The following is an 18,346-nucleotide window of genomic DNA, read 5'->3' on the forward strand; positions in this document are numbered from 1 at the left end:
GTATTTTATCAAACTGACACGAAATTTCTAACACTCCCCTCTTTAATCTTAGTCTCCTTGGACTCCACAAGCATTGCATCTAGAAGCTCAAATAGTTTGTTTGATGCATCTTCCATGTTGTCGAAATTTTTTATGATCTCATCTGCATTTTTTAGAGTTGTGATTTTGGCATCTTCGTCTATAAAATCTAAGTTTGTGTTTGCACTGTTGTGAACTGTAGTGTGAGGATTTGTAATCTTTGCAAATGTTGAAGTAGATGCAAATCTATTTTTGCCCTCATTGTCATACCACAGTCCAAGACTGCACTCATGCGGTGTTTGGTTCTCTAGTAGCCTATCTAACGACATGATAGAGTTATATGCACGAGACTTATAGAGTATGTGATCCAGTTTTGCGAGAACTACAAAGATGGAGTTTTCCATCCCATAAGAGTAATCAACAATCTCGCTTGAAGTATCACTAAGTTCGACTAGGGTTCCCTCAAATTCATTTATCTTTGATGCTGAGAACTCTACAGTGTTTTTCATCTTTGTTGAACTCTCTTGTATTTCATTCATCTCCTGTTGCAAGGACTTGATGGATACTGATATCTCTCCCGTTGCTTTGTGAGTTCTCTCAGCTAACTGTCTAACTTCATCTGCAACCACTGCAAAACCTCGCCCATGTTCGCCAGCTCTTGCTGCTTCAATGGCAGCATTTAGCGCTAGTAAGTTCGTTTGATCTGCTATATCTGTTATAAGTTCTATTACAGATGTGATATCATTTGTCTGACTTGCAAGATCACTGATACTATTGTTCGAGGTACTTACCTGCTCACTTAAATCTCCTAGTTCATTTACAATTTCATTGATGTTTTCTCTAGAGTTTATAGCTAGGCTTGAAGCTGATTTTGTAGCTTTTGTGACCTCTTTTAGATTTCCTATGTTTTCTCTTAGGTTGTTGATGATTAGTGAGAGAGACTCTGAGACATTTATGCTTTTTGCACTTAGTTTTGAGTTGAAAGTATCTCTTGCTGCCTTTTGGCTCTGTTCTTTCATAAACTCTATACTTGTCTCAACGCTTTTTATAGCTTCAACAAACTCTCCATCCATACCAGCTGAGGATATTTTATGGGTAAAGACTCCTTTGGAAGCATCCGTGATGGTTGTGTTTATCTCTCTTATGAGGTTTTTAATGTGACCGATAAGAGTTGAGAGTTCTGCACCTAAAATACCAAGCTCTGTCTCTTTGTTGTACTTGATGTTATCTTTATGTGAGAAGTCACCTTTTGCAGCATGAGTGATAAGAGTGATAAAGTCCGTAATGCCGCTTGTAATAGATCTTCTAATACTGTTTGCTAAGATAAAAACTACAAAAGCTAAGAGCAAACCACCAGCTAGTGAGAAAAACTTATAAAAGTTTAACTCTTCTTCAAGAGAAGTAGAATCTTTTGTAAGTTCTTGTTTTTTATGTTTTACAAGCTTTTTAAACGACTCCCTTGAAGCATTTGCAAATGGTGTTAAGTCTTTTTTATATTTTGCATATATACTGACTTTATTATTGTTTATATCATCAGTACTTAGTGACTCCATCATCTTATATGAGTTGTTTAAAAAGAGCATTGTAGAAGCTTTTGCATCTTTGACCATCGCTAAAGATTCATCATCTTTCATCATAGACTCTAGGGATAAAAAATCTTTTTCTATATTGTTGATGGTCTCTGTGAGCTTTGTCATATCATGCTTATAATCACCACCGAGCATGATGTCTCTTGTAGTTCTACTTACATAGTTTAAGTTTTTTTCTATCTCAAGAGTGTGTAGAGCTCCAAGCATCGAGTTTTTATGAAGATGTTCATAGTTTGACTCAATATGACTCATAGCCCAAAAGATAAAGATAGTAGCTGATAAAACAGACATACTAACCAATAACACAAAAAAATTCATCTTTTTCTGGATACTTGTATTTGAAAACATGTGCAGACCTTATGTTTTATTTAGTTCTACATTTTAACTAAAAAATAAGAAAATTTTATAAAAGAGTAGTTAAAATGCAAAACTTATCATAAAATTGTGACTAAGTGAGTAGTTTAGAGATACATAAATTGAGATAATAGTATAATAATTACCACTAGAGTAAAAGGAAAAAGATGACTTGTAAACACCCAAGGCTGGATGCCAAAAAAGACTTGATTTACACCTCTTAGACCTAGCCAAAGTCCTAAAGTCGCTTTTATACCAAGAAGAATCTGAAATAGCGTTGGTCCTGTGTCTTGTATCTCTCCAAAGACTTGAAAAAACATATATAATCCAGTTATAACGGCAACAATAAGAGCTTTTGGAACAACTTTTCTTACATGTATCATAATGGCTTCTCTAGCTTTTGTGTGCTCATCTGAGCTCAGTGTTTGAGGCATCTTAGATAAAAAAAGGATATCTACAAACAAAAAACCTCCATAGATAAAAACCGAAAATATATGTATGGTATGAACGATAGTGTAAGTGATGATATCTCCTTTAAATAAAATCATTTTAACATAATTATCAAATAAAAGTGATTGCTTCAAGTCAATAACTTTTTTTAAAAAGATAATTATAGTAAAATACCAAAAATATATTAAATATATTTTTGGTACATGTAAGATGTTTATCTCAAAGATTTACTACTTAAAAGTAAAAATATTTTATGAAAAATTAAGGATCAAATTATCAAAAAACTAATCATACTCTTAATCTTAATAGTACCACTTTTGGCTGTAGAGTCAAAGTTTGCAGAGATGCCTTTTCTCTCTAAACAACTTGATTTGATACATCAGATGAATGAGAGCAATACTACTCAAGAGCAGATTATGCTCATAGCAGAGGAGCAAAAGAGTTTATATTCTCAAAAGCTAGATGAATTTTTAAAAGATAAAGAAGAGTTTATAAATAACTATAAAAATTTTGATGCTGAAATTTTTGCACTAGAGAAAATTATTAAGCTAAATAAGCGTCTAGGAAATAACTATGCTGTTATAAGAGATAAAGTTTTAGTAAAATCCTACAAACTGCTAAATGCTCAAAATGATATGATAAAAAGTATCCTAAGAGCACTAGATAAGATGAATTTTGTTGAGTATCAAACTTATATGAGTGAGATGTTTGCAAAAAATCAAGAGTACAATGCAGAGCTTAACAATGTTGACTATTCTGATATTTTGGCTTTAAACCAAGATTCGACTATCTTAAAACAGGCTCAACAAAACATCAAAGACTACTATGCACTCATAGAGATAAATGCTGATGTTTTAAAGTACTTATCTATGTTTGAAACAAAAATGTATAGACTAAACAAATACTCAAAGTTTAACCTTATAAATCCAGTTCTATCTATAAATAACACACCAATAGCACAAAAAATAAACTCTGTTATAGAGTCTTATGGTTTTAGTGTTGTAAAGATTTTGCTTATGATAATTGTCTCAATTTTGATATATATTCTTCGCACATATATTTACATCAAGATAGAATCTTTTATAGTTGAGATAAACTCTTTGAAAAAATATTCCAAAGATATTTTAAGAAGTATCAGAAAACCTATGGAAATTGTGATGATATTTATAGGTATAGAGATTTTAATCTTTATCTATTATGACTTCTCAGGTGTGGGTACTCTAAACGAATTCTTTAAAATCTTTTATGCAATTTTACTAACTTATATAGTCTATAGAGTAGTAAATATCATAGCATCTATAAAGATTCACGAGATTCAAACAGTAGATAGAAAAATCAAAAGAGAAGTTATAAATGTTGGTATTAAGATAATCAACTTTATTATTATGATTATTGGTTTGCTTATAGTTCTATATCTCGCCGGTGCTGATTTGACTGCGATTTTATCAGGTCTTGGTATCGGTGGTTTAGCTGTGGCTCTTGCATCTAAGGACTCTTTAGCAAACTTTTTTGGAACTCTCTCCATCCTCTTTAGTGATGTTTTTTCTCAAGGGGATTGGATAGTTGTAAATGACTTAGAGGGAACTGTGGTTGAGATTGGTTTGAGAGTTACTACTCTTAGAACATTTGATAACGCCATCATAGCCATCCCAAACTCTATTCTTACAAACAAAGAGGTAAAAAACTGGAACAAGCGTTCACTCGGTCGTAGGATAAAGATGAGCGTTGGCGTTAAGTATGACTCAAAAAGTGAAGATTTACGAAATGCAGTAGCCCAGATTCGTCAAATGCTAGAAGACCATCCAGAGATAGCTACTGAGGATACAGAGTTTAACTATGAATCAACTAGAAGCTCAAAACTTGTCTCAAGAGAAGATGAGATAGGTATAAAAAAGACACTACTTGTTTATCTTGATGAGTTTGCACCTTCGAGCATCAATATACTTATCTACTGTTTTTCAAAGAGTGTAGTTTGGAGTGAATGGCTTGAAGTAAAAGAAGATGTTTTGTTTAAAATAATGGAAATTTTAGAACAAAACTCACTAGAGTTTGCATTTCCATCTATGAGTCTTTATCAAGAGACAAATCAGCCTAGCTAATGCTAGTTTCAGTCTTATGTGATAAAATCATCACTTTTAAAAACCTTATAAATCTCGAAAAACGAGTTTTTCGTAGCTTTTAGGTATGCTAACCAATGGCATACTCCATTATAAGGGAATTGCAAGGGACATTTCAGGAAACATTTTGCTTTACAAAAAGCGATTCTCTTGTTTTGTCCCTGCCACTGAAACGGACAAGTTCGTTTTAGTGTATAAAATAATATAAGGTTATAAAATATGCAACAAACACAAGCTAGAGTAAATATCTATGCACTTCTATCTCGCATCCTAATGCAGGAATTAGATGTAGAGATGCTCAAAATGATAAAAGAAGATAAAAATATTTTGGACTTTTTTCCAACTTTAAAAGGGTGGGAGCCACTAAATGAGATGCAAGAGGATAAGCTCTTAGCGGAGTATATAAATCCTGATTTTGTAAACCTCACAATATTGCATCTCATACCTTATGAATCTTTTTATGTAAGAGATGACCAGATGATAGAAACAGGAGGGGCTAATCCTGTGACTGATATGTATAGTGCTTACAACTTTATGGTGGATTATGAAGCATCTAGGACTGTCTCATCTGACCATATCGGAATTGAGTTTGAGTTTATGCATCACCTCTGCCTTGCTGAGTCAAAGGCACTAGAAGAGGGTGAGATGATATCAGTGGCCCAGATTAGAGCGGTGCAGTTGGAGTTTTTACAAAAGCACTTAGTCAAATGGGCACCGCTCTATCTTATAAATATGAAATATGAAGCTAGAACACCGCTTTATTATGATGCGGCAGAGATGGCATTAGAGTTTTTGCTAAGTGACCATGAGTACTTAGTAGATGAGATAAAACAAAGAGAGATGATATAAACAAATGTCATTAATCTCTCTTAGTGCTAGCAAGTGTGTCCGCTCTCTTGCAAGAGAGAGTCAGTGCAACAAGTGCGAACTTATCTGCCCAACTGAGGCTATTGTAGTAGCAAACAACCCACTTCCATCCATAAACTTTTCAGCTTGTGTTGGTTGTGGCGCTTGTGATGCCATCTGTCCAAGTGAAGCACTATCTTTAGATAACTTTAGTGCAAGTGAGTTTTTCTTTGAGTTTATAGATGGCGAGGACAATATTATCTCTTGTGCTAAAAATGTTCCTTGCATCTCAGCTCTTAGTGTTGAGTATATTATCTCACTAACCGTTTTAAAAAAAGAGATAGTGCTTGATATGGGGCATTGTAATAATTGCGCAATTGCTCACAAATGTAAGCCTCAGATAATTAAAAACTATGAAGAAGCAAGCTATGTTTTAGAGGCTATGGAGAGTGAGACCAAAGTCATACTCAAAGATGTTTGTTATGAGGCAAAAGAGCCAGAGAAACTAAGTAACAGAAGAGAGTTTTTTAGCTCAATTACGCTTGGAAATGTTGCAAAAGCAAAGCACTCATTTGAAGATGAGGTTAAAAAGGCTACGGATGAGTTAGTTGAGCATACCCTGCAAAAAGAGGATATCGCACTTCTTAGGAAAAAGAGAATCACACATAGAAGAAAACTGCTCTATAGTTCAATTAAAAGAGTGCAAAAACCATCTATCTATCACATCATAGATGCAAATGAGCTGAGTTTTACATCTGCTAAGCTTCTTGATGAGGATAGTTGTACCGCTTGTCAAATGTGCTATAGAGTCTGTCCAACAGGGGCTCTTAGCTCAGATATAAAAAACTCTAAGATAGACTTTGACCCACTTCTTTGCATCAGGTGCGGCATCTGTCATGATGTTTGTGAACCTAACTCCATCACGCTTAGTGGCACATACAAAGTAAAAGAGTTTTTTGAACCGGCTGTGCAAAATCTTATAGCATTTAAAGTAAGAAGGTGTGATGAGTGCAACATTATCTTTAGCTCAAACACAGATGATAAGATGTGTTATAGATGTAAAGCAGAAGATGAAGAAGCTCGTGAGCTTTGGGGTATAAGTGAGGATATGTAGTTATGATGAACAATGCAAATACAATAAGCAAGCAGACTAAACTATTTGGTTTTGTTGGTGAAAATGCTGGAGTTAGTAGATTTAGCGCAGTTATTAACAAAATATTTAAAGCAAATAGTGATGATGCGATGATGATACCTATGAATATAAGGGAGGATGATTTGTACTTTACTCTCTCAAATATGAAAAAGTCAGAAGTAAACGGTGCTGTAATATCAAACGAATATGTGCAAGAGATGGTAGAACTGCTTGAAGATGCCTCGTCGCTAGTTAAAAAGACGGGTATGTGTGATATAGTTTTTAGAGAGGGTGAGCGTCTAAGAGGAGATATCTTTAGTATCAGAGTTTTAGTAGAGCATCTAAAAGATTTAAGAGTCTCTAAAATTGCAATGATAGGAATATCTCCACATGCTAAGGCCTTTTCATATCTCTCTTGTGGTTTTGATATGAGTTACTTTGATGAAAATCTTGAAGGGTTGATGGAGTTTACAAAAGAGCTAGAGATAAAAGATGCAGATATAAACCGCATAGCTAGTGGGATGAGTCTTGATCTCTCTTCTTATGACGCTGTGCTTGATTTCTCAACATTTGACTCTTTAGGTATGATAGAGAGTCTCGCAAAGGACTCATTTGATATGAAAAATACAAAAGAGTTCTCAGCTCTTAAAAAAAGAGCAGATGAGTTAGATGCAAGCTACACTAGCTATGATGATCTGGTAGAAAAACTAGCATCTCAAGTATATAGAACTATAAAATAAGGATAATATTAAATGAAAAAAGATGATTTTAGCGACCTAAGAGCAGAGTTTGATAAGTTTGTAAGTGATAACTGCTCGTTAGATGATGAAAAGTTGAACGACCAAGATGTAGGTGATAAAGAAGATGAGGAGCCAGTCCCTCAGTTTGTAGATGCACTAACTTCAAAACTTTTATCACCAGCCATCAGCGGAGTTTATCTCTCAAGATTAGATATTAAAAGAGTAGCAGAGGCTATAGATGAGTCCATACCTATAAAAGAGCGTACCAAGATGGTTAGAGCCCTATTTAGACATACAACAAAAAAAGAGTATCTTCAAGATGCCTTTAATGAGATAGACAAACATATAAATGGTCGTATCATGATATACCAAGAACTAGGTGAAACTTTCACTGCATCTAAAGATGTTTTTGACGAGTATATTAAAAAAGCTAATAATACTAAAAAGATGTTTCAAACGATTATAGAAGATTTCCAAGAGATAGAGCCATCAAGTGATCCAATGGCAATTTAGTTTTTATCTGCTTTAATTCATTTGAGTGTTCATAAAGAGGTTTATATCTGTTAAAGTATGCTTTGGAGTTGTAACCAACCTTGCCAGATAAGTGAGCTTGATATCCCAGCTGCAAAACCTGCAATGATATCGTCACCCATAACTCCTATGCCACCTTTTACTTCTCTATCTATGCGACCTATGATAGATGGTTTTTTAATGTCAAAGTATCTAAAAAGAGCAAATGAGAGTAGAACTTGGATTAAAAAACCGTTTTGTAAGTTTGTTGTTTCGCCCATTGAGATGCTCATAGCAGGAGCCACACTTAGTGCAAACCACATTCCCGCTAACTCATCAATAACTATGCGTGTATCATCATGTATCTTAGTTTTCTCTTCATACTTGTTAATCTCGCGAACTGCTATGATGCTAATAAGAACGGTTGCTAAAAAAAGAGTCTCTACTTCAAAAAACATAAGTACTAAGATGCCTAAAATCAGAGCTACAAAACTTCCCATAGTCCCAGGTGCCTTAGGTACTAAACCACTATATCCCAATGTTAAAAAAAACCAATTCAAAATAAAAATCCTAAGTAAGTGATGTTGTTTGATAGAGTTTCATAAGCTCTAGATAAAAATCTTTCTCAGTTCTCTCTTCTAAGAGTCCCTCTATTGGCAAAATATCATAGTAGAGTTTTTCTAGATTTTTAAATCTTTTTGGAAAAAGTTTTGAGAGGATGTGAGCTGATATCTCTTTTCGTACTAAAATTGTTGGAGGTAAAAGTCCTAACTCTAAAAGTTCTAGTATGGAGTTTGAATTGTATGAGATTTGATGATGTTGTCCATGTGGGCAGGTATTTTTACTAACTAGTGTAGTACACTTATCACAGTAAACATACTCACTTGCTATGCTTATCTCTATGTCTATACCAACCACTTTATCTATGATGGATTTGTCTGAGTTACAATCATAAAACATACCAAGTCCAGCATGATTTCGACCTATGACCAGTCTGTTAGTTGCGTAGTTTTTAGCAACTATTGCATCTATAATAATCTCATTGTATCCGCCAAATATATAACTATTGTCTAATGGTACAACTAAAACATGATTTTTTGTAAGAAAATTATTTATGAAAAAGTCAAGTGTCTCTTTTCTTGTCTCATAGTCTAAGTTTGACTCAGTATATGATTTTAGTAAAAATATAACTAATAGGTCTGTATCTTCAAGGCTATGGCGAATGAGTCTTTCATGAGCACGATGCAGGGGATTTGCTGCCATTACAAGCGAAGTAGTGTGTTTTGCTCCGATGGCTTGTTGAGCGTTTTTTATACTCTCTTTAATCTTGTTTGAAGACTCATTACAAAGGGTGTACTCTCCACAAACTCCAAGTGTTCCAAGTCTATTTATGGTAGCGGCGACACCAGGATGGCTAATGTCATCGGTTCCATAGATATGTTTGATTCTTTCACTTGGATCTACAGGGAAAACTTCATCTACTATAAGAGTGGCAAAAGGTTTGTCATTAAAGATGATAGATAACTCTTCACCAACCTCAAGGCTTTTTAAAACCTCTAAATTTCTTTTCCCTGAGGGTGCTAAGATAAAAGGAAAAGGGAATGTTTTTCCATTAATTAGTCCACTCTTTAATACACTTTGACTCTCTTTTAGCCCCATCAAAGAGGTGGCTGGCAATAAGAGCCCATCTTTGAGTAACTCTAAAGCAGATGCCGCTTCTTCATCTATTAGAAGTGTTTTATTTTTTCTTGATGATGTCATATTTCTTTCGTTTTTCCCATAAACTTTTGCGGCTAATGCCTAGTTTCTTAGATAGTTCAATATCAGGAAACTTGTATTGATAATTAAGCACAATGTACTTTACATAGTCCTCTATCGGCAAAATATCACCTTGATCAAAAATATTGTTTTCACTCTTTATCTCTAGTACTTTATGCTCTACATTTTCTATCTTATCTGTACTAGATACTATAGCTTTTTTATTGGCAATAAGTGAACAAAAAATCTTCTTATCACTCTTTTTTAGTGTTTGATAGTCTATAATGTAGAGAATCGCATCTTGATTTAGTGATTCTATCTCACTCATTGCTTTTGGATCACTTAGTGTTATAAAGTAAATAGGCAAGTCTTTTTCATAAGCGTGCTCAAAAGCAAAAGCATCAGAGTGTTTTTGAAATGAAGAAGAGATAAAAATAGGTAGCTCTATAGAGTCATGATCATATTCGTGAGTTAAGGTAGAAAAAGAGTGAGTTAAGTATTTTTTATATGCAATATCTCTCTTTTTTAGTTTTTCATAATCTTGATAGTGGTTTATTTTTCTAACTAGCTCCTCTATCATAAAAGGCTTTAGTATATAGTCTTTTGCTCCAGCACTAAGTGGTTTTGAGACAGTATCGTTTGATATATAAGAGACCATAAGGATAATGATAGCACTCCTAAAAGTCTCTATAATTGGGTTAAAATCTTGTCCGTTTATGTTAGTTGAGAGAAGAATAACATCGTAGCTATTACTTTTTATAGCATCTTTTGTAGATGTACACATCTCACATGTATGACCTAAGTCGCCTAGCTTTGTAGCAATACTTTGTGCTAAATAAACTTCATTTTCTATAATTAGTATCTTCAAATTTTCATCCAATCAAAATATTTTAAATTTGCATTTGCAATAACTCCAACACCCTCTTTGCGGCCTATAAAGCCTAGTTTTTCGGTTGTTGTAGCTTTTATGTTCACTCTTGAGGTTTCACACCCCAAAATTTTAGCTATTGTTTCTCTCATAGCTAGTTTGTAACTACCTATGCGTGGCGTTTGTGCTGCTATAGAAATATCTACATTTATTATAACAAAACCAAACTCTCTAATCTTTGTGCATACTCTATTTAAAAGCACTTTAGAGTCTATGTTTTTATACTCATCGCTACTATCTGGAAAACTATCGCCAATATCTCCCATGCCACTAGCACCAAGAAGTGCATCTATAAGAGCGTGAATGGCTACATCACCATCACTATGAGCTTTAAAACCAAAATCAGAGTCAATCTTTACCCCACAAAGATACATCTCTTTTTTATCTTCAAATGCATGAACATCAAAGCCAGTACCGCTTAGTATATCCTCTGATGGAGCTCTTAGGCATGGAAGCTCTTTTAAGTCTTTTGTGTATGTGATTTTGTTTGCATCACTCTTGCCTAAGATAAACTCTCTTGAGCCTCCATAAGCAACTATTGCACTGCTCTCATCAGTGTATTGTGTTTGTGTGTTTAGTGCAGATTTCAGAGTTGAGGTTTTTGAAAGCTGAGGGGTTTGGATTCTCTTTATCTTGTCTCTATCAATGGTTTTATCCCCGTAAACGATAGTGTCGCTCACTCCAAGATATGGGACAATACAGTCAGCAACATTAGCTTTAGAAATGATTGATTTTAAAAAATCTTCATCTATGCAAGGTCTTGCTATATCACTAATGAGAACATAGTCGCTTTCTACTTTATCCAAAGCATTTTTGAGAGATTTTTGTCTAGTGGTAGAACCTTCTACAAAAGTAAAAGAATCATAGAGCTTCATAAAAATAATATCATCTTTTGAAGAGGTAATGATGATTTTACTAAAAAGTTTAGTTTCTACACACTTACGAGCGACAAACTGCCATAAAGGCTCATGTCCAATACGTAACCACTGCTTCTTAACATCAGAGTTAAAGCGGTTAGAACTCCCAGCGGCAAGTAAGATAAGTGTAATATCAGCCAAATATACTCCTCGTGTCTAAAAGTGTTACGAAATTATACACACACAAAGCTTTTTTTTCTCTTTTTTTTTAAACTAGACTTCTATTGTAACTTTGAGATTTTTTTTCTTGAGTAGATTAATGCTACTTTAACTTTATTTGATTATATTTGCACATTCTTTTAGGTAAGTTGCAAACACACAATCCAAAATTATGATTTAAGGATTTGTATGAAAATTAAGGAGAAAATATGAGGACTTCATGGGTAAAAAATCGCCAAAATGATTCTGTAAAAACTCAGATGTATTATGCAAAACAAGGCATAATAACTGAGGAGATGGAATATGTTGCAAAAGTAGAAGACCTGTCCCCTGAACTAGTAAGAAGTGAGATAGCAAGAGGAAGACTAATCATCCCTGCAAATGTAAACCATACATCTCTTGAACCTATGGCCATAGGAATAGCCACAAAGTGTAAGATAAACGCAAACATCGGCTCATCTGCTATTGCATCAGATGTTGAAGGTGAAGTTCTTAAGATGCAAGTCTCACAACACTATAAAGCTGATACTGCTATGGACTTATCAACTGGTGGTGATTTAGATGAGATAAGAAGAGCAGTTATCAAATCTTCAAAGATACCAATAGGTACAGTCCCTATCTATCAGATACTTCATGATGTTGGAAATAAGATAGAAGATTTAAGCATAGATGTAATGCTTGAAGTTTTAGAGCGTCAAGCAAAACAAGGTGTGAGTTATTTTACAGTGCATGCTGGATTTTTGTTAGAGACTATGCCAAAAATTGCAAAGCGAAAGATGGGGATAGTTAGCCGTGGTGGCTCACTTATGGCTGCGTGGATGATGCACTATCATAGAGAAAACCCTTTCTATACAGCATTTGATGATATCTTAGATATCTGTGCAAAGTATGATGTAGCACTTAGCTTAGGAGATTCTCTTCGTCCTGGTTGTTTAGCAGACGCATCTGATGATGCGCAACTAGGAGAGTTGAAAGTTTTAGGCGAGCTTACACTTCGTGCTTGGGAGAAAAATGTTCAGATAATGATAGAGGGACCTGGGCATGTCCCACTAAATCAAATTGAGAGAAATATGAAGCTTCAACGTGAACTTTGTCATGAAGCTCCTTTTTATATCCTTGGACCACTAGTTACAGACATAGCTGCTGGATATGACCATATATCTTCGGCTATTGGTGCTGCGGTTGGTGGCTGGCACGGTGCTAGTATGCTTTGTTATGTAACTCCAAAAGAGCATCTGGGACTTCCAAATGCAGATGATGTTCGTGAGGGTATCATAGCTTACAAGATTGCAGCACATGCCGCAGACATCGCAAGAGGCCACAAGGGTGCTAGAGATGTAGATGATGAGATGAGTGATGCAAGATATGCTTTTGATTGGGAGAGACAGTTTGAGCTGGCACTAGATAGTGAGAGAGCAAGAGAGTATCATGATGAAACACTTCCACAAGATGTTTTTAAAGAAGCAGAGTTTTGTTCGATGTGCGGACCGAAGTTTTGCTCTTACAAAATAACTCAAAATATCATGGACAATCCAGAAGCGATAGAGCAGATTTCAAGAGAAAATAAACAAAGAGAAGAAAAAGAGAGAGAAGCAGTCGAAGCTACATAAGCTTCTCTCATCGCGATGTTTGAACTTTTTGTAACTTTATTACAAAAAATGAGTGATGATAGAAATAGCTTAAAAAAAAGAGTTATTGATATAAGACAATTCTTGTCTTATTTAGATATGCTATAGTTCTTTTTCTAGCTTTAAGTGCTAATGGTTAAGAAATAAGTTTTAAAATAACAAAAGGTTTTGCGCAAGAGAGGCTTTAAAATTTGTCATGGCTTCTGGAAGTGAGGCTTTAGCCTCGCCCTTTTTGCGGGACACATAGTGGAGAATGCCATTGGTTAGCATTCCCAAAAGTCCCACTTCCGAGCTATTTACTTTCTTTTAGAAGGTGTGATAAATCAAGGAGGCACAAGTGCCAAGGGCTTCCCGCCGAGGGAAACCAAGCGTTAGCGTAGGTAGCGGGATTACTCCCGATACCGTGATAAATTAATAAAAAGGAAAATGTATGACTAACGAAATAGTAAATTCAGCACTCTCAAAAGTTATGTATCCGGGTTTTACTAAGGATATCGTAACTTTTGGTTTTGTAAATAGCATAGAAATTAATGGTAATGATGTTAGTTTTAATGTAGAGATTACATCAAGTGCACCTGAAGTTGCACAACAAATCAGAGATGATGCAACTAAAGAGCTAAAAGCTGTGGGAGCTGTAAATGTTACATGTAACATCAAAGCTCCAAAAATGCCTGAAGCTCCAAAGCCAAAGAGCAAAAATATAGCTCCACAAGTTAAGAACTTTTTAATGATTAGTTCTGGAAAAGGTGGGGTTGGTAAGTCAACTACGTCTGTAAATATTGCTATTGCACTTGCAGCTCAAGGAAAAAAAGTGGGTCTCTTAGATGCAGATATCTATGGTCCAAACATTCCTCGTATGTTGGGCATATCAGACATCAAACCAGAAGTTAATGGAAACAAGGTTCTTCCTATAAAAGCGTATGGTCTTGAAGTTATGTCTATGGGATCGCTTATGGAAGAGGGACAATCTCTTATGTGGCGTGGTGCCATGATTATGAAGGCAATTGAGCAGTTTTTAAGGGATATACTCTGGTCAGAACTAGACTGTTTAGTTATAGACATGCCTCCAGGAACTGGTGATGCACAACTTACGTTAGCTCAAAGTGTGCCAGTGACTGCAGGTCTTGTTGTGACTACTCCGCAAGCAGTCTCTATTGATGACTCTCGCCGTTCACTAGATATGTTTAAAAAATTAGACATTCCAATAGCTGGAATAGTTGAGAATATGAGTGGATTCATAGCACCAGATACTGGTGTTGAGTATGATATCTTTGGAAGAGGTACATCTGAACCAATGGCAAAAGAGTTTGATACTAAAGTAATTGCTGAAATTCCAATAGAATCAAGTATTAGAACTGGTGGAGATGAGGGTAAACCTATTACTTTTGTAAACCCAACTTCTGAGAGTGCAAAAAGATATGCAATGGCAGCTGAGTCTATTTGGGCAACTATCGAGGCTGTAAATGCAGCAGGTGGTGCGTCAAATGAGTCAGTACAACCAACAACACCTCCGGGGGTATCAGCTTGCTCGACGTGAGTGAGTACTTCTCTTAAAAATCTACATAGTGACGCACTTACGTCACTATGTTAGCTTAAAAAAGATAACTGTTCTTTGTCTTAAAACTACCAAGGTTTTTCGTTTTTTTCTTTGTTTTCAAATGTTTCTTTGTTGAGTCTATAAAGATAAGTATTTTGATTAGAGTTTAACTTTTTAACCCATTTTTTTTCTTCTAAGTCACTCATTTGCTGAGGTTTGGAACTAGACTCTGCACTATTACTTTCATTTTTAACTTCTTTTTTATCTTTATTTTTTATCTCTTTTGTTTGTCCTTGGCTATCTTGATTGTTATTGTTATTTTCTGAGCTTTCACTATTATTATCTTCATTTTCTTCAGATTTAGCATCATCAGAATCTTTCTTTTTATTATGATCAGGGTTTAACTTATCCTCTGATTTTTTACTTTTTGAGTTATCATTATTTTTAGAATTTTTATTTTTATTGTTTTTATCGTTTGCTTCATCTGAATCGGCATCACTACTTTCATCAGTTTTTTGTTCTGAATACTCTTTATCTTCTTCTTGTTCATCCTCTTTTTCTTCTTTGTCCTTGTTTTTTTCTAAAGCCTTTTTGACAGCTTCTAAGTTTTCTCTTGTGGGCTTATCTTCTTTGAGTCTTAGTGATGCTTCATAATGTTTTACTGCTCGCTCTAGTGTATTTATAGTACCTAAACGTACAAGAGCATTCCCCATATTTGATAACTTTTTAGCTCTTGAGTCTTTATCTTTAAGTCTTGCAAATGAGTAAGCGCTTAGGGCTTTTAAATACTCTTTTTGTTTATAGTAGGAATTGCCAGCATTATAATAAGCTTGTCCGTTATCAGTTTTTTTTGCATACTCTTCATAAATCTTTGCAGAGGTGTTGTACTCTTTTGCTTCATATAATTTTTTTGCCTCTGCCAATTTTTTAAAGTCAAACATATCTCCAACAGCTGGAGAGTTAGATAGTGTTAATGTAAAGAGTATAAATATATATGCTGACAGATCATGTTTAAGTACCCTGCTAAGAGAATTAAAGGCTATTAGTAAAATGAGTATCGCCAAAATTATTGGATAGTAAAATAGAGCTTCATATCTCTGTATCTCTTGACTTTTAAGCTCTTTATGTTCAGTATTGTTTATGATTTCATAAAACATTGCATCAATGTCTTTTGAAGATGTTGTATTTTGAATATACACACCGCCAGTCTCTGTAGCAAGCTTAGAGATAGACTCATTAAGTGTTGATATTATGACCTTATTGTTATACTTTATAAGTGAGCCATCTTCTTTTTTTATAGATGCACCAAGCTTCGTTCCCATCCCAAGAACAAAAACTACGATGCCTTTTTCTTTTGCAAAATCTATTTCAGCCGAAAAGTCTTTACTATCTCCGCCATCACTTAAAATTAAGAGATATTTTTTATCTGTACTAGTTTTACTTTCTGCTACTGTAGTGAGCATTGTGAGGATATCTGTACCTTTTTGAGTAATGCTCGAAGTATCGAGTTTAGAGAGTAAAAAAGAGATAGTTTTTGTATCAAAACTAATTGGAGAAACTAGGTAACTATTTTTTGCAAAAGCTATCACTCCTACTCTATCTTGTGTCGTTTTATCTATTAATTCAAGAGCTTTTTTCTTAGCCAGCTCAAGTCTATTTGGATATACATCTTCGCACAACATAGAGTCTGAAATGTCTAAGGCTATTAAGATATCACCACCTACTGCCTTAACTCGCACAGTTCCCTCTTTAAGCACTGGTTCTGCTGATGCTATTACTATTAGTAACCCTGCTAAGAATAAAAGGCTATTTCTTGTCTTTAGTGAGAGTGAATTAGAATTGATTTTTAACTTTTTCATTGTCTCTTTTGAGAAGTAGTGTTCATGCGTCTCTTTTTTTATCAATACATATGCGTAAACAATTATAAGTGGAGGAAGTAAAAAGTAGAAAAATTCAGGATGCAAAAAAGTCATTAGTTATATCCTCTTTTATTTTTAAAAAACATATAAAGAAGCAAAGAAAAAAATGAAATAAGGAGTGCAAATATATAGTAGTATCTTAAATAACTAAAGGTTTCATTCTCTATTTCTGATTTTTCTAACTCATTTATCTTTGCATATACAAGACTAAGTTCACTCGCATTTATTGCCCCAAAAGACACTCCACCTGTCTGTTTTGCAATTTCATCTAGCATTTTTTTATTGTATTCATTAGGTTCCCCTATACCTATAGGATAGACCTTTACACTATGTTTTTTAGCAAAATCAATAGCCGTATCAAAAGGAAATTCACTGTCAGGAGTGTTGTATCCATCAGTGAGTAAAATAGCAATTTTTGTTGTTGATTTGGATGATTTGAGTAGGTTAACACCTTGAGCAAGTGATTCAAAAAGAGCAGTAAACTTTCCAGCCATTCCGATATAAAGATTTGATACTATATCTTTTAAAATATTAGAGTCATAGGTCAGTGGAGATGCAATAAAAGAGTATGCTCCAAAAACTACAACACCCATATTATCATTTTTTCTGCTTATAATAAAGTCAGATACTATCTCTTTTACAACATCAAAACGAGTTAAATTTTTGTTGTTTTGATCAAAACCTTTTGCTTTCATAGACTCTGAGGCATCAAGTATCAGAGCTATTTCATAACCTTTTTTTGGCTCTAGCTCATAAGGCTTATCTTTTACGGGAGACATAAGTGACACTATAAGCATTGTGATACTTAACCATTTTAGAAATAGCAGTAGCCAAGATGCACCGCTTGAGACTTTCATAAACTGTGCAATATGGGGAAAATATAAAGATGGTAGTTTCATCTTACAAATAACCGCACAAAGGATAAAAAGTAAAATAATAGAAGCTAAACTTGGGTATTGAAAATAAAGTCCATCAAACATCTGTCTTACCCTTGTATTGCTCTATATATAAAGTATATATTATTTGATATAATACAAAAGTTCAACTTTGCATAGCTTAAATAGAGAAAGACTTATAAAATGATAAAAAAATTGTTACAAATTACATTAATAGCTACTACACTCTTTTCTTATGAAATAGAGTTAGGTAAATCACCAAGTATTGAAAAAAAAGAGGTAAAACCTAAGGTAGATATACCCTTAATTAGAGATGATTCAAAAGAGTTAGTAATAGATAAGAGTAGAGGCTTGATGTGGCAAGATAATATTGATGCTAAAACTATAAGAAAAAACAGAAAAGATGCAAAGCAGTATTGTAGAAGCTTGGTCTTTGCTGGATATGATGATTGGTACCTACCAAGGATAAAAGAGCTAAAATCTATAGTAGATGAAAGAAGATTTGATCCAGCTATAAGAGTTGGTTTTAAAAATGTTGTAAGCGATCACTATTGGTCATCCTCACCAAACCTTTCAGATATCATGAATGCTTTAAATATTGATTTTAAAAGTGGTAAAACCTACAATAACACTAGAGCTGGCAAGTGTTATGTTAGGTGTGTTAGAGGTAATTACAATCGTTTAATATAATCAAGAAAAATCGGGAGTGTTAGAAATTTCGTGTCAGTTTGATAAAATACTATCAAGGACTGACAATGAATGAAGAAGTAGATTTTGATTTTGATGAAATCTTAGAAGAATTTAGAAGTGGAAAGAAACTTACAGGTAAAGGTGGACTTTTAGCTCCA

At 34.4% G+C, this 18,346-nt stretch carries 16 protein-coding genes; 8 read left to right on the plus strand and 8 right to left on the minus strand.

What is annotated here, in order from left to right; genetic code table 11:
* Nucleotides 1–8 precede the first annotated feature (8 nt).
* Together M947_RS22415 and M947_RS0112120 are read right to left on the minus strand one after the other, a co-directional pair.
* Nucleotides 9–1,955, minus strand: coding sequence for a methyl-accepting chemotaxis protein (locus M947_RS22415; protein WP_021288409.1), 1,947 nt, complete (start codon nt 1,953–1,955; stop codon nt 9–11).
* Nucleotides 1,956–2,068: 113 nt separating this feature from the next.
* Nucleotides 2,069–2,425: a hypothetical protein gene (locus M947_RS0112120; RefSeq protein ID WP_245541270.1), complete on the minus strand. Its 357-nt coding sequence runs from the start codon at nt 2,423–2,425 to the stop codon at nt 2,069–2,071.
* 303 nt (nt 2,426–2,728) lie between these two features.
* On the opposite strand from M947_RS0112120, the gene M947_RS22420 reads away from it, so the two are divergent.
* The 5 genes from M947_RS22420 (at nt 2,729) to M947_RS22440 (ending at nt 7,759) form a co-directional block, all read left to right on the plus strand.
* Nucleotides 2,729–4,510: a mechanosensitive ion channel family protein gene (locus M947_RS22420; protein WP_021288411.1), complete on the plus strand. Its 1,782-nt coding sequence runs from the start codon at nt 2,729–2,731 to the stop codon at nt 4,508–4,510.
* A 237-nt stretch (nt 4,511–4,747) separates the two neighbouring features.
* Nucleotides 4,748–5,377, plus strand: coding sequence for a TorD/DmsD family molecular chaperone (locus tag M947_RS22425; RefSeq protein ID WP_021288412.1), 630 nt, complete (start codon nt 4,748–4,750; stop codon nt 5,375–5,377).
* A gap of 4 nt (nt 5,378–5,381) precedes the next feature.
* Nucleotides 5,382–6,488: a 4Fe-4S binding protein gene (locus M947_RS22430; protein ID WP_021288413.1), complete on the plus strand. Its 1,107-nt coding sequence runs from the start codon at nt 5,382–5,384 to the stop codon at nt 6,486–6,488.
* Nucleotides 6,489–6,490: 2 nt separating this feature from the next.
* Nucleotides 6,491–7,246, plus strand: coding sequence for a hypothetical protein (locus M947_RS22435; protein ID WP_021288414.1), 756 nt, complete (start codon nt 6,491–6,493; stop codon nt 7,244–7,246).
* A gap of 12 nt (nt 7,247–7,258) precedes the next feature.
* Nucleotides 7,259–7,759, plus strand: coding sequence for a hypothetical protein (locus M947_RS22440; protein WP_021288415.1), 501 nt, complete (start codon nt 7,259–7,261; stop codon nt 7,757–7,759).
* Between the two features lie 50 nt (nt 7,760–7,809).
* On the opposite strand, the gene M947_RS22445 is transcribed toward M947_RS22440, so the two are convergent.
* The 4 genes from M947_RS22445 to M947_RS22460 are packed head-to-tail and all read right to left on the minus strand — an operon-like array spanning nt 7,810 to nt 11,500.
* The gene (locus M947_RS22445; RefSeq protein WP_021288416.1) at nt 7,810–8,316 is read right to left on the minus strand and encodes a phosphatidylglycerophosphatase A family protein; all 507 of its coding nucleotides are present in this window, start codon (nt 8,314–8,316) and stop codon (nt 7,810–7,812) included.
* Between the two features lie 10 nt (nt 8,317–8,326).
* On the minus strand, nt 8,327–9,517 hold the full coding sequence (locus tag M947_RS22450) for a sulfate adenylyltransferase (RefSeq protein ID WP_021288417.1): 1,191 nt from the start codon (nt 9,515–9,517) through the stop codon (nt 8,327–8,329).
* Nucleotides 9,495–10,382 (minus strand): response regulator, encoded by an 888-nt coding sequence (locus tag M947_RS22455; RefSeq protein ID WP_021288418.1) that lies wholly within the window; start codon nt 10,380–10,382, stop codon nt 9,495–9,497. Before M947_RS22455 ends, M947_RS22450 begins: the two co-directional genes overlap by 23 nt.
* Nucleotides 10,379–11,500 carry a bifunctional 2-C-methyl-D-erythritol 4-phosphate cytidylyltransferase/2-C-methyl-D-erythritol 2,4-cyclodiphosphate synthase gene (locus M947_RS22460; RefSeq protein WP_021288419.1) on the minus strand — a complete coding sequence of 374 codons (1,122 nt, stop codon included), beginning with the start codon at nt 11,498–11,500 and terminating at the stop codon, nt 10,379–10,381. Before M947_RS22460 ends, M947_RS22455 begins: the two co-directional genes overlap by 4 nt.
* Nucleotides 11,501–11,727: 227 nt before the next feature.
* On the opposite strand from M947_RS22460, the gene thiC reads away from it, so the two are divergent.
* Complete coding sequence (gene thiC, locus M947_RS22465) at nt 11,728–13,128, plus strand: phosphomethylpyrimidine synthase ThiC (protein WP_021288420.1); 1,401 nt, start codon at nt 11,728–11,730, stop codon at nt 13,126–13,128.
* Between the two features lie 448 nt (nt 13,129–13,576).
* Nucleotides 13,577–14,683, plus strand: a complete 1,107-nt coding sequence (locus tag M947_RS22470; protein ID WP_021288421.1) for an Mrp/NBP35 family ATP-binding protein — start codon at nt 13,577–13,579, stop codon at nt 14,681–14,683.
* An 86-nt stretch (nt 14,684–14,769) separates the two neighbouring features.
* Here the strand turns inward: M947_RS22470 and M947_RS22475 are convergent, their stop codons facing one another.
* Nucleotides 14,770–16,656 carry a VWA domain-containing protein gene (locus M947_RS22475; RefSeq protein WP_021288422.1) on the minus strand — a complete coding sequence of 629 codons (1,887 nt, stop codon included), beginning with the start codon at nt 16,654–16,656 and terminating at the stop codon, nt 14,770–14,772.
* Nucleotides 16,656–17,582 carry a VWA domain-containing protein gene (locus tag M947_RS22480; RefSeq protein WP_021288423.1) on the minus strand — a complete coding sequence of 309 codons (927 nt, stop codon included), beginning with the start codon at nt 17,580–17,582 and terminating at the stop codon, nt 16,656–16,658. The genes M947_RS22475 and M947_RS22480 overlap by 1 nt, the downstream gene beginning before the upstream one ends.
* Nucleotides 17,583–17,681: 99 nt before the next feature.
* Between M947_RS22480 and M947_RS22485 the strand changes: the two genes are divergently transcribed.
* Nucleotides 17,682–18,188 carry an Lcl C-terminal domain-containing protein gene (locus M947_RS22485; protein WP_021288424.1) on the plus strand — a complete coding sequence of 169 codons (507 nt, stop codon included), beginning with the start codon at nt 17,682–17,684 and terminating at the stop codon, nt 18,186–18,188.
* Nucleotides 18,189–18,346 lie beyond the last annotated feature (158 nt).

Origin of the sequence: Sulfurimonas hongkongensis (assembly GCF_000445475.1) — a bacterium.
In the GTDB taxonomy this organism is placed as follows: Bacteria; Campylobacterota; Campylobacteria; order Campylobacterales; family Sulfurimonadaceae; genus Sulfurimonas; species Sulfurimonas hongkongensis.